We start from the raw sequence: 12,302 nt of genomic DNA on the forward strand, positions 1-12,302 counted from the left end.
TTATCTGATTGATAACTATTGATCTGTTGCTTTTAATTTGGAGGAATCTGGTTTTGCAGGTTCTGGTTTCTTGAATTTCAGCGTAATAGTATGGACCGATTCCTTCCCTCTTTTGTAAGAAGCTTTAGGTGTAATAGGCACCAGTTCAACTTCTACTTCCACACTGCCTGTGTTTGATGTGGTGAACTCCATTTCAACCTCTACTTCCTTCAAACCGAAATTATCAATCGGGTTTATTATATTTGTGGCATTTATAACTGAAACCAGGTATTCGATAAACTCTTTTTCTTCATCTTCTACGAATCCTGATTTAGCTTCTCCCCTCCCAAAAGTAAAGGTTGTTGTTTTGGCCTTGGATTTTCCTCTGGAGTACATTGGCGTTACAACCCATAGTTTAGCCCCTCCCCCAAACTCTGAGCTTACTGTTGTGGCAAATGCTAAATCAATGCTTTCAAGACTCAGAGTGTTGTTCGACCTCTTGAGCGCTGCCTGTGTGGCGTTATAGACTTTTTCAAATGCCGTGTTTACGTCAACAACTGCATTCTTTTTAGAGGATGCCACCTTCCCTGATGAAGAGCAGGATTGTAGGGCTAAAGCACTTAGAATAGCCAGTGTGATGGAAATAAATGCTCTATTCATATCAAGTTTCAAATGGGTGCACCGTTAACAAATATGAATATTAGATCAAGCATAAGGAATACTTACTATTGGGTATTTTGCCTTTACAAACGAGAATATAACTGTGATCTATATGTTTATGATGGCTGTGATAACAGAATACTGGCTTCATAGTATTGCAATGATTCTGATCTTTTTGGGGAAGCAGGCTGTTTGTATGCCCGGCATGGCGAGTAGCCCTTAAGCTAAGACAGAAGGTGTTCATCATTGGCAGGATTAAACCGCCGCTGTCAGCGTGATAGGGGATCACGCAAGAAAAATGAAAAACATATTCTAAATGAGATATACTTTCTTGGATCTCATAGAATAACCATTTTACGGAACGAGTACTTTGCTGTCTGCATCGTTGGCTGCCGCTCCTGCCGGGCCACATACTACCGCTACCTGGGCCAGGGGAGCCGGTGAAGTCAACGTCCCGGTCAACGTTCCCCTCAACGTTGACCGGGACGTTGCAAAGTCAAATTTTACACCTTGTAAACTTGCGAAGAATAGCATGGTGGCCCTTCCAGACGGTTTTTCAGCAGGTTTGCGGTTGTTTTCCGTAGGGGTTTTAGAGCCGAGTTTCAGGCCGAATGCAACGCAAAACGCAATGTTGGAAAGTTATTTTGGCTGGTCCGGAAAGCATTGAATCTGTCTCCTAATGGCGCCTTCCTATGGACCCAGGAAGCGCCGTCTTTGGGAAGGATGGTGTGGCTAACGGACTTGGCTATGCGGTGGCATAGCTATCGTATAGGTGTTGTTGTGGTGTCGTTATTTTTCAATTTTTGCTCAAGTAAATCTTCTGTAACTCTTTTTACTAATTCACAATATTCCTTTAGATCTTCTTCTTCAAGTCCACAAGGTCTATACTATTCAGGCGGGTGATGAGACAATGCATTTCTAAGCTTTCCCCATTCCAAGATTTCTTCATAGTCAGATTTTGAAATTCTATAATTTAGTTTTTTAACGAAATCTAACTTTGATTTTAAACCTGAAAGCTTTTCTTGATGGAAGAATTCTTGTCTTAAAATCCCTTCGAAAACACCTTGCAATCGCCATAGGCCAAAGTGCCAGAGATAAAGATTTTCAATGTAGTTGTAGTATGCTATATCGTCAATCGCTTCGTCGGATTCGCCTGTAGATAAGTCTATAAGGTTCCCGTCTCCGTCGAATACTTCAAGAGTGTCGATTTTTTGTTGAAGTTGTTTTTGCCTATCTCTAATTACTTCTGTGACTATTTGAAAAGTATATTCATAGTCAGAGAGAGAAAGCCCGTAGACGTGCCAATTGAAATCTTTTAATTCCTTTCTCATCTTATCTATTAATGCACCATAATTACTGGATATAAGGAGCAGTTCCGGTTATTGGCCCTTTGGTCGGGGGCCGCACTGCGGTATCCCTGGTCCCCGTGATTCCGCTCCCTGTCTCAGGGCACCCTCCCAATATAGCTGTTTTCCGAACTAATACCACCTGCCCCACGCTCCTCTGTCCCTTGGCTCCTGACAGGTCACTTTTAGGGCAATTCGGCAACGTAAAACGCAACGTTGACTAGGAGGTTGGCCAATGCCATTCCGCCTTATGAAATACCCCATTTAACACCTAAAAACCCATCTACTTACGACACATAGTTTCGTGCCTCTGCAGTCCATGGGCAGGGATCGCCGCAGCGGATCCGGTTTAATGTCTAGAACAGTTTAAAACTCATATTCTAAAGCTATGGTCAACGTCGGACGGTGGTGTCCCATGCCTCTGGAAACCTTGATACCACCTCTAAAAGGCCTTTATTCTACAATATGCCGTTTTACAGAACGACAGTATATGGTCTCCTTTTTTATGAAAGAACATCTTCTGTTTTCTCAGGCGCGAGTACTTTATCAATTTCCCACATTAATTCTGCCGTCTTAAAAAGAGCCACAATCATGCGTTGATAATGCACAATATCATCAAACTGGAGTTCGCGGCCTTTGCGGTCTTTGAGCCATTTCTGGGCAGGTTGGTAACCACCGATATAGAACTCCCAAGCCTGTAACGGCACCTGTTGAAAAAACTGGGTTTCATTGATGTAGACACGGCCTGAGCGGTACACGGGTTCAATAAGGCTGATGCAGTCTTTCTCCAGGATCTCATAGTTTTCCTCAAACCTGATTTTTGTCACTACATTGTCTCCCGCCAAAGGGTATTGGGTAATGGGCTTTCGCACAGCTAGGTGCTCGAGCAGGTGCAGTTGGCGCAACTCACCGCCAAGTGCCGCCAGTTGCCAGAATTGCTCGGCGTCTTGCGGGTTGGGAACGCGGGGGAAGTCTATCTTCAGAAACTCCTTGTAGCGCTCGCGGTAGCTGGGGCTGTGCAGCACGGCGTAGATGTAGTCCAGCAGGTCTAGGGGCGCGAAGATCTGTCGGAACTCGGGCCGGACCTCAAGGCTTTGCGCGAAACAGACCTTGCCCTCGCCTTCTTTCTCGGGCACGAAGGTGAGTCCCAGCCCCTCGGCAATTTTCTGCACTACCTTGGGGTCTAGGTTTGGTGTGCGCACCGCTTTCAGCCCGTCTAGTTGCGTTTGCTCCTTGATTTCGGGGTAAAGATAGAGGGGAAAGGTATTGACACTATCTAATGATGATGTAAGGTTTTTGTCCGTGATTTTATCACTTAAGAAGTAATTATGCGAATCAATGGATCTGCCCATTTTACACAGATTCAGGGCAATATTCGGTCCCTTAAGGAAATGCTGCATTACTTCCCCCCTAGGCATACAATGGAAACCTTTCGATTTACCGGTGAAGTAGGTATACTTTGTGTCAAAAGGTCGGTAACTGATAGGAACGATTTTATTGAAATCGGGTCCGGAACTCAACAAATCCTTTTTCGCGAACTCAACCGACCAATCCCTCACATCCTTTCCTAAGGAGAATCTTGTTCTGGCTACCTCGTTTTCCAACCCTAGAAAATCCTCAACGATGCTTTTTACTTTTTCTTTGGAGTCGTGCAGCGTGAACTCGTCCCTTGCCGTCACCAATCCAATGGAATTGACAACAAACAGGTCTTTCAGGTAAATCCCCTCATTATATACTGTAAGGGTATCATAATCCTTACGGACAAAAAAATAATTGGGACCTCCTACATCGAGTTCAGTAAACCTTATAGAATTTAGAGTTTCCTGATTCAAGAAGTCATATTTGGATTCTCGTTTCCCAAACAAGTCGTAATGGAATACTTTGCCTAATTCATTCGGCTTCTTTTTGCCTGTTTTCATGAACAGATTTATCGAAACCCCCTGCATTATGCCAAACACGTTCACATCGATGGAGCCGTCTGGAGCGGTCTCTTTCTTCTTGCCATTGCCGTGTAGGTCAAGCGTATAGATCTTGTCGTAGGTTTTGAGCAGGTTCCAGCGCATCCCCCTGAAGGTTGGGTTGTCCAGGAAGCCGTGCGGGTTGATGAAAGCCAAGATTCCCTCGCCGTTCTGCTCGATGAAATGCTGCCCGAAGCGCAGGAACTTCACGTAGTCATCATTGATCCATTTAGAGTTTTTCTCCTTTAGTTTTTCCTTCCCGCCGGGCTCTTTCTTATAGTCTTCCATCAGGTCCATGATCCACTTGCCCTTGTTCTGGCTTTCGCCGCTGTACGGCGGATTGCCCAACACCACCATCACAGGCGTTTCTCGTTTGACGGCGTTGGCCTGCATGGCCTCGTCCGAGAGCCACGAGGCGAAGAGGTTGAGCTGGCTGGGCACGGCCTCCTCCAGGCTGTTGGTGAGGTACACCTTGAAGCGGCGCGGGCTCTGGGGAACGTAGCCGGTCTCCTGCAGGAGCAGGTCCAGCTTGAGGTGACACATGGCATAGCTGGCCATCAGGATCTCGAAGCCGTTAAGGCGCGGCAACAGGTGCCTCTCCACGTACTGGCTCCAGATACCCTCCTGCCCCTCAAATCGCCCGTACACGTGCTTGACTACCTCGGCCAGGAACGTGCCCGTGCCGGTGGCAGGGTCCAGCACTTGCACCTTGTGCACCGTCTGCTTAGCTTTTTTCACGTTGTCCTTAGTGCGGCGGTCGGTTAACTGGGTGGTCACCTCAATCTCAGTTGTTTCGGTAGAAGCCAGCCCGTCTTTCAGCCCGAACTCAGTCTTGAGGATGTCATCCACAGCGCGAACTATAAAGTTCACCACCGGCTCCGGAGTGTACCAAACGCCGCGGCTTTTGCGTAGGGCGGGATCGTATTCGGCCAGGAAGGTCTCGTAGAAATGGATGATAGGGTCATGCGTTTGGGTGCTCCTCCCGAAGTTCTTCAAGATGGCCTTGATGTCTGTGGCCCTGAACACGTCCGCTAGCGCATCTACGATCCATTTGATTCGGTCATCGATGTCGGGTCCCGCGATATACCCGAAAAGCTTGCGCAGGAACGGGTTGGTTTTGGGGATGAGCTCGGCAGCCTCCTGCCGAGAAAACGTGGGCAGGGTGGGATCATGCAGCCGCGCCGCGAACATTCCGTAAGCCACAGTCTGGGCATAAATGTCTGAGAACTCACGGGGCGTAATCTCATGCAGCAAAACCACCTTGAACGCCTGTAACTGATCATGCAGGGTGCGGTTCTCGTACGCATCGCCCTCCACGCTAAGCGCGCGCTCAATAATCTGGGCCAGGAATTTGGCCTTGTCAGCCATCATGGTGGCTAGCTTGGCCGGTGACTTCAGAGTGACGCCCTTGAACTGGCAGAAATCAATGATGAAGGCCTTAAACAGCGCGAAGTTCTGCGGCAGCGGTGTCACCTGCCCGTCCTTAATTTCGGCAATCTTGAGTGTGGTCACCAGCTCGCCTTCCTTGAAGAGCCAGAAGTCTAAGTAATCAGTGATGATGAGGTTGCTCAACGAAGCCTTGTAGCGGTCGAACTGATCTTTGTAGTCTTTGCTGTTGAGCGGCTTGCCCAGATCCTTGGCCTCAATGTAGCCCACCGGAATATCCCTGCGCGTGATGATGTAGTCTGGCGCGCCGCAGGCCACCCGGGCCGGCTCGTTGGTCACCAGCACGTCCTGAACCAGGCTCTCCAGCAGCGTCTGCAAGTCGCCGCGGTAGCTGTGTTCTCTAGAAATGCCGGTCTGGTATCGGGTATTTATGCGGTCTAGATATTCTGGAATAGTCATTCAGGATAGAGAAAAGGTAATGCCTGCTTCTGTCTGCTAAGATAAAGGTTTAGGCTAAGGAGATAGCTGGGTTTTGCAACCCCCCATCGGAATTACTGGTTCATGAATCTTATTCTTCAACTGTTTCTAAAAAAATGTCTTGTATAAAAAGCAATACTGTTCTTGTAAGCTTAACCTCACGACAAAGAGAGACTAGATACATTTTAGAAAATACATTACCACCTTTTTTAAAAAATTGCGTAAATTTGCAGCAACAGTACCTGCTTGCATACCATAAGAACTGCAAGTGGGTCATTTTTTTTATAGCTGTGGCAAACAAAAGCGCCTACACCATAGCCGATCAGGTAGCCCTTCTCAAAAGCAGGGGGATGCTATTCCGTGATGAGCCTAGTGCCCTCCATCTCCTTGGGAATATCAGTTACTACCGTCTAAAAGGGTACTGGTGGGATAGGCAGGATGACAAAACGCTGCATACCCTGAAATCGGGTACTTTCTTCGAAGACATCGTTGACCGCTATAATTTCGATCGCCACCTGAGGCTGATCCTGTTCGACGCTGTGGAAAGGATAGAGATCGCCCTACGCACCAAACTGATCTATCACCTATCCGTTGGATACGGCGGCCTGTCGTATTTGGACCCCGGGCTTTTCGACACCGCTGTACTAAGGGCACATGACGGAACGTTGAAGACCAGCCATCAAAATACAATAGACGAGTTAAAGAAGGAGTTCAAGAGAAGCCAGGAAACATTCATCAAAGACCACCATCGGCGCTATCCCAACCAGGATGCCGATGCCTGGAAGACCTTGGAGGTGGCATCGATGGGAACGCTATCAAAGCTATATAAGAACCTGAGACACCAATTGCCCGAGAAGGCCGCGATCGCCAAGGAGATGGGGCTAAACCTGCATAGCGAGCTCTCCAGTTGGCTGGAGGCCATCACCTACGTCAGGAACATAATCGCCCACCACTCAAGGCTATGGAGCAGGAACATGGTCAAGACACCTACTGTGCGACTGAATAACCCTACTGGCCTGTGGTTCACAAAGCCGCTAGTACAGGCGCAGACCAAAAAACCTTTCCTGATTATTTCGGCTATGGTCTACCTTTGCAACCATATAAGCCCTGGGCATCAGATCAAAGACAGGATATTAGCACTTTTCGCCTCTAATCCGAATATAGGAATCCATAAGCTCGGCTTCTTGAATGACTGGAACAAGGAGCCGCTCTGGCAATAGCCCATGCCATGGAGAGAAAGCACAAGGTTGCATTCTTTAATCTATCTTGCATAGCTCCACAACATTATATTGCCTATGATAGTATAATTTATCTAAGTTTGATAGCTGAGCAACGTAAGCTAACACCTTGTTAAATTATCACTATGAACCAATCCGCTCCTATAACATTTGATGAAAATGAGATCGGCACTATATTCACAGCCCTATTAGACAAAGAAGCCCACCTAAAAGACAAAATAGAGAATTTTGACGGTGACAGCACACTGCTTTTGCATATATATGAAGACAGGAAAGGAATCAAAAAGTCTGATTTGGAGAAACAGTTAGACAAGGCTGGCTTTTTGCAAAGCTATGTTGAAGACCTTAAAAGCACTCAGGGGCTGATATCCAAAATCTCTGACTATCTTGATAAATAGATTTTTTAGGAGGTTATCCTCAGGGTGGACATGCACTACTTTTCAAAAGAACATGGTAGAGTTATGTTTCTTCATAAACAGCTCCACCTAATCCAGGGCAGGCAACAAAAGACCGGTATCTTTGCTTAGATTAGAAATCTAATGGTTTAGTAGAAAGAGAAGCCGGTTTGATCTGGTTGGATAGCAAGCATCCTCTGATGCTTTGCCATGGCTGATCCATACAACCAAAGTCCGCTTGAGTAAGGCAAGAATACCTCGCACTAACTTAATTGATTCCACCATTGTTATTCTGGGCATTTGGCTGCCTAGAATAAAACTATAACCCCCTATGCCCCTATATACTACCCAGTACCTAAAGGCTGTCTCTGAGAGGAGTACCTTCTCCCAGTCGGAAAGAATCATCAATGAAAGCAAGAGTTACACAACCTTTGACATATTCCTATCCCATTCTTTCCTGGACAGGCAGGTAGTCAAAGGTCTTTTCTTTGAGCTCACCTCCCTGGGTTTCAAGGTGTATGTGGATTGGATCATAGACCCCCATCTGGACAGAGGCAATGTGACCAAGGCATCAGCCGAGCATATCCGAAATAGGATGAAGAGCTCGAAAAGCCTGCTTTTGGCTATTTCAACAAACGCATCCACAAGTAAGTGGATGCCCTGGGAATTAGGTTTCGTGGATGGCAATACCACAAAATGCGCCGTTCTCCCCGTCTCCGAGTCAAGCAACTCTCCCGAATCCTATACTGGGTTTGAATACCTGAAGCTATACCCTTTCGCGAAAAAGAGGCTTAGCGACAGAGACGAGCCTAAATTATGGGTCATCGAGAATGCCACGAAATATGTGGTCTTGGATGATTTCATCAGTTCCGGCATGAAGCCGTTTACAAGGAACGTTAATATATTCTGATAATGAAAAAGGCTTTAGTGATAGGAATAAACGACTACCCTACTGCGCCGCTAAGGGGATGCGAGAATGACGCCATCTCAATGCGGACTGTACTTGAGTCCAACGCAGACGGTTCGCCGAACTTTGACGTCAGGCTAGAGCTCAATGTTCCTTCAAAATCAGAGTTGAAGACATTGATCATCGACCTTTTCTCCGGAGAGGCCGATACTTGCCTACTCTACTTTTCCGGCCATGGGTTCCTGGATGACTTGGGGGGAGGCTATATCGTCACGCCTGATGCCCAGCCGAACGACCTCGGCATCTCGATGGATGACATACTCAACCATGCGAATAAATCCGCCTGTAAGAACAAGGTGATAATCCTGGACTGCTGCCATTCTGGAGCCTTCGGTACCCCGACAGGCGATAACAAGGCTAACATCGGAGATGGTATATCCATTTTGACAGCCAGCAAAAATAATGAATACTCGCTGGAGATCGGCGGGCATGGGGTTTTCACAACCCTTCTCTTAGAAGCTTTGAAAGGTGGCGCTGCCGATCTGAGAGGCCATATAACGCCAGGAAGCATATATGCTTTCATCGACCAGGCGCTTGGTCCTTGGGATCAGAGACCAGTCTTCAAAACCAATATCAACCGTTTCACCTCCCTCAGAGAAGTGACTCCCCAAATTCCGCTGCAGACCTTAAGAGACATTGTAAACCTCTTCGTCAACCCCACAGAAGAGATTATTCTAGACCCCTCGTTCGAGTTTACGAATGACAAAAGCGTAGTCCATGATTACAAAGAGCCGTATGCCGTGGCTAACAATGTGGCAACGTTCAAGAAATTACAGCAGATGAACAGGGTGGGGTTAGTGGTACCCGTCGATGAGGACCACATGTACTTTGCCGCGATGAACAGCAGGAGCTGCAAACTCACGGCTTTGGGATACCACTATTGGAGGTTAGTGAGGGACAAAAGAATATAACATGAAAAAAAGAGTATTTGTATCCTTCGCAATGGAGGACGAAGCCATTAAAACCCTTTTCTGCGGGCATGCTAAAAACACCAGGGTCCCATACGAGTTCGTGGACATGTCCGTGAAAGTGCCTTGGGACAACAGCTGGAAAACAAACTGCAGAACCCGGATCAGGGGGTGTGATGCTATGATTGTCCTAGTCTCAGAGAACACCAGGAACGCGAGCGGGGCTTTGTGGGAAATAAAATGCGGCAAAGAGGAAGGGCTGAAAATGCTTGGCATTTACATTAAGAACGGCAATATGAACAATAGGCCTGTCGAATTATGGGGTACTTTATGTAAATCTTGGGGCTGGGAAAACGTCAGCAGTTTCATTGACTCACTTTGAGATGACCATTTGAAGCCATACGTGCCATCAACATCTGTTACAGGAAGTAGTTACGAATGTTTTGAATGGTTTACCTCTACCCTTCTCCTTTCCTAGCGACTACCAAATTAGAACTGAGTTTATGATTAGAAAAGCTCCAGTTGGTTTGCCTGGCAGTAGCGGCTGTTGAACTTTGGCTTGAGCATACGGATGTAGTGCTTCTCCAGCCGGAGCACCGTTTCCTTTTCAGGGTATTCGCGCAGGTAGATGACCGACCCGGCCGTGCACTTGGCCTTGTGCTTGGTGACCCGCCAGAAGATGTTGCTGGTTTCTCCTACGTAAACACAAGTTCCTGCAGTATAAATTAGATACAGAAAAAACGAATTGTTATTCTTTGTATAGCGTAGTTGCTTATACTTCTTGAACACTTCTTCTCTACTGTATTTTATAAATTCGCCTGGCAGCATCTAGTTTTCCTATTTTACTTAACCCAAAGCTTTGGATTAGTTTTCTCTTAATCAGAACGTCTTATGCAAGTAGATGTTAAACATCTTTAAATTAGTTGACATTAGAAATAATCTATAACAATGAAATTTATTCTATTAGCGTTATTATTTCTAACATTAATAGAATAAATTTCATTGTTATAGATTCTATCCATATACAACACGTTGTAGCTACTCTTGAAGATTACTGTATATCACAGCTTTAGGTATTCCTATCAGGGCCTAAGGAATAAAGTGCTATCATCATAGAGGACTGAACTTCTATGATGATAGCACTTATAAAAGGCTTACTTTTCTTCAGTCCACCCCTCAGGCTTAGGTTTTCTTGTCCAATCCAACCACCTCTCACCTCTGATACCAAGCTTGCGCTTCTTCACTAAGGCTGGTTCAATGTTAACCCAAACAACAGCTATGGATTTCTTATCATAGTAAATCTCTTGGTTGATGTACACTAACAGATTAGCAAGATCTACAGCCTCTGTCACAGCTCTATAAGCCTTGTCTTCCTCAAAATGGTACTTCAACATTCTGCTATAGACAATCTTCTGATTAGGTGTCAAGCCTTCCAGCTGAGTTGACGGTGTATGTTTTAATTTTGGCTGCTCTCCTGTTTGCTCTAAAATAATAGTAGGACGTAGTTTGAAGGTTACATACTTGACACTCCTCCCCCCTTGCTTATCCGCTTCAAAGTCGAAGTCTAATAATTCAGCCTCTTTGAGTTCTGTCTGTGCAGTCTTTAGAATCCGCTTTTTGAAATTGTCAAACTCTGCGTACTTTAAGACTTTAACTTTTGGTTTAACGGGAAATATCTGCACACTAGTTAGTTCACTAAACAAGCTCAATTCTGTTGTCTTGGGTTTAATGGTTTTCATTGGTGCAGCATCTTCAATCACATCAAGACCTAGCATCAATCTGAACTCTCTATAGTCAACCTTGAAAGTCTCAGGAATCTTACCCTTACTTTTATCAATGTTCATTTTGATGAACATATAGATACGGTACGCCTGAATAGTTTTGAGAGAGAGAAGCTTGGTCAGTTCAGCTTGAGTGTAGTTACCATTGAGGTTGATTAGGAACTGCTTCAGGTCAGGATTGATTCTGGTGACGATGTATTTAGAGTCTTCAGTATACTTTACCGTTGGGAAGATGGTATAAGATTCATATTGACGCTTAGTACCCTCACTATCTTTGACAAGCTTCAGAATTTTAATGTCAACTTTCTGTAGTTCCTGTGCTAGTTTGATTGTATTTCTATAGTTCTTGCCACCTTCACCACTGTATAGAGCCTTTATAGGTATTTTCACAGCGGTTAGGTCCTTATCTTTTTTATGGATATGACCAACAGCATAGACAAAGGCTCTTAGCTGTACAGTGCTCATATCAAAATAAGCATTAATCAAGTCATTAGACTGAGTGACTATGCTATGAGGGTTCCTAAGAGGTACTAAGTCTGGTATTATGGGTTGTAGTTCTGATTCACTCAACTCAGGTAGAGAGCCTTCTATCATTAGTCTGGAATTTAAGCTGAACCAAATATACGTACAAAATTATTAGGTTGTACGGCTATTAAAATCATAGTTCCTAAGCTAGTGAAATAGAAAAAGTGCAGGGGTATTTGGGAAAGTGTACGGGTATTTGAGAAAGTGCAGGAGTATTTGGGAAAGTGTACGGGTATTTGAGAAAGTGCAGGAGTATTTGGGAAAGTGTAGGGGTATTTGGGAAAGTGTACGGGTGTTGGGGATTCAGTACCCCTTGAGTTGGGAAATTGTACCCCTTGAGCTGGGAAATTGTACGGGTGGTTTGGGATTATGTACGCCCTGTTTGGGATTTTGAACGCCTAAAAGCTTATAACTAGTTGATAATAAATCAGTTATCTTTCATAATACTTAATAATATATACTAATAAGAAATAAAACAATAGATTTTTTTCTACTCTTTTTGAAAGTCTAGACAGTAGAACAAAGGATCTCTAATTGTAGAAATAAGGTTGATCTGTTTGGGATTTTGTACGGGTTTTGAGGGGGTTTTTACTGAAAAAAAAGCCTTTTTAAGCGGAAATCAAGGTTTTTTTAATTTGGGCATCTGTACGGCTATGAAGTAAAACCCCCGTAGTTAGTAGTA

At 45.2% G+C, this 12,302-nt stretch carries 10 protein-coding genes; 5 read left to right on the forward strand and 5 right to left on the reverse strand.

The features are described from left to right. Positions 1 to 15 precede the first annotated feature (15 nt). The 3 genes from EFA69_RS12780 to EFA69_RS12790 all read right to left on the reverse strand — a co-directional run bounded on the left by EFA69_RS12780 (position 16) and on the right by EFA69_RS12790 (position 5,788). On the reverse strand, positions 16 to 639 hold the full coding sequence (locus tag EFA69_RS12780) for a trypco2 family protein (protein WP_123133522.1): 624 nt from the start codon (positions 637 to 639) through the stop codon (positions 16 to 18). A gap of 887 nt (positions 640 to 1,526) precedes the next feature. Further along, entirely contained in the window at positions 1,527 to 1,970 is a 444-nt protein-coding gene (locus EFA69_RS12785; RefSeq protein WP_123133523.1) for a hypothetical protein, read from the reverse strand. A 518-nt stretch (positions 1,971 to 2,488) separates the two neighbouring features. Continuing rightward, the gene (locus EFA69_RS12790; protein WP_123133524.1) at positions 2,489 to 5,788 is read right to left on the reverse strand and encodes a type ISP restriction/modification enzyme; all 3,300 of its coding nucleotides are present in this window, start codon (positions 5,786 to 5,788) and stop codon (positions 2,489 to 2,491) included. 245 nt (positions 5,789 to 6,033) lie between these two features. Here EFA69_RS12790 and EFA69_RS12795 point away from each other — a divergent pair, with 245 nt between their 5' ends. The 5 genes from EFA69_RS12795 to EFA69_RS12815 all read left to right on the forward strand — a co-directional run bounded on the left by EFA69_RS12795 (position 6,034) and on the right by EFA69_RS12815 (position 9,696). Then, positions 6,034 to 7,026: an Abi family protein gene (locus EFA69_RS12795; RefSeq protein WP_221175738.1), complete on the forward strand. Its 993-nt coding sequence runs from the start codon at positions 6,034 to 6,036 to the stop codon at positions 7,024 to 7,026. A 143-nt stretch (positions 7,027 to 7,169) separates the two neighbouring features. Next, the gene (locus tag EFA69_RS12800; protein ID WP_123133525.1) at positions 7,170 to 7,442 is read left to right on the forward strand and encodes a hypothetical protein; all 273 of its coding nucleotides are present in this window, start codon (positions 7,170 to 7,172) and stop codon (positions 7,440 to 7,442) included. 328 nt (positions 7,443 to 7,770) lie between these two features. Beyond that, positions 7,771 to 8,349 carry a TIR domain-containing protein gene (locus tag EFA69_RS12805; protein WP_123133526.1) on the forward strand — a complete coding sequence of 193 codons (579 nt, stop codon included), beginning with the start codon at positions 7,771 to 7,773 and terminating at the stop codon, positions 8,347 to 8,349. A 2-nt stretch (positions 8,350 to 8,351) separates the two neighbouring features. Further along, positions 8,352 to 9,317: a caspase family protein gene (locus EFA69_RS12810; RefSeq protein ID WP_183906776.1), complete on the forward strand. Its 966-nt coding sequence runs from the start codon at positions 8,352 to 8,354 to the stop codon at positions 9,315 to 9,317. Position 9,318: 1 nt separating this feature from the next. After that, the gene (locus EFA69_RS12815) at positions 9,319 to 9,696 is read left to right on the forward strand and encodes a TIR domain-containing protein (RefSeq protein WP_123133528.1); all 378 of its coding nucleotides are present in this window, start codon (positions 9,319 to 9,321) and stop codon (positions 9,694 to 9,696) included. 125 nt (positions 9,697 to 9,821) lie between these two features. Here EFA69_RS12815 and EFA69_RS12820 read toward each other — a convergent pair whose 3' ends face one another. Both EFA69_RS12820 and EFA69_RS12825 read right to left on the reverse strand, forming a co-directional pair. Next, positions 9,822 to 10,103 carry a GIY-YIG nuclease family protein gene (locus tag EFA69_RS12820; RefSeq protein WP_183906777.1) on the reverse strand — a complete coding sequence of 94 codons (282 nt, stop codon included), beginning with the start codon at positions 10,101 to 10,103 and terminating at the stop codon, positions 9,822 to 9,824. A 365-nt stretch (positions 10,104 to 10,468) separates the two neighbouring features. Next, positions 10,469 to 11,689, reverse strand: coding sequence for a replication initiation protein (locus tag EFA69_RS12825; RefSeq protein ID WP_123133530.1), 1,221 nt, complete (start codon positions 11,687 to 11,689; stop codon positions 10,469 to 10,471). Positions 11,690 to 12,302: the final 613 nt, after the last annotated feature.

This window comes from Rufibacter immobilis (assembly GCF_003721565.1).
GTDB lineage: Bacteria > Bacteroidota > Bacteroidia > Cytophagales > Hymenobacteraceae > Nibribacter > Nibribacter immobilis.

Bases quoted from the DNA above. Each gene is read 5' to 3' on its own strand.
- EFA69_RS12780 (WP_123133522.1), bottom strand. From the start codon at position 639: ATGAATAGAGCATTTATTTCCATCACACTGGCTATTCTAAGTGCTTTA.
- EFA69_RS12785 (WP_123133523.1), bottom strand. From the start codon at position 1,970: ATGAGAAAGGAATTAAAAGATTTCAATTGGCACGTCTACGGGCTTTCT.
- EFA69_RS12790 (WP_123133524.1), bottom strand. From the start codon at position 5,788: ATGACTATTCCAGAATATCTAGACCGCATAAATACCCGATACCAGACC.
- EFA69_RS12800 (WP_123133525.1), top strand. From the start codon at position 7,170: ATGAACCAATCCGCTCCTATAACATTTGATGAAAATGAGATCGGCACT.
- EFA69_RS12805 (WP_123133526.1), top strand. From the start codon at position 7,771: ATGCCCCTATATACTACCCAGTACCTAAAGGCTGTCTCTGAGAGGAGT.
- EFA69_RS12810 (WP_183906776.1), top strand. From the start codon at position 8,352: ATGAAAAAGGCTTTAGTGATAGGAATAAACGACTACCCTACTGCGCCG.
- EFA69_RS12815 (WP_123133528.1), top strand. From the start codon at position 9,319: ATGAAAAAAAGAGTATTTGTATCCTTCGCAATGGAGGACGAAGCCATT.
- EFA69_RS12825 (WP_123133530.1), bottom strand. From the start codon at position 11,689: ATGATAGAAGGCTCTCTACCTGAGTTGAGTGAATCAGAACTACAACCC.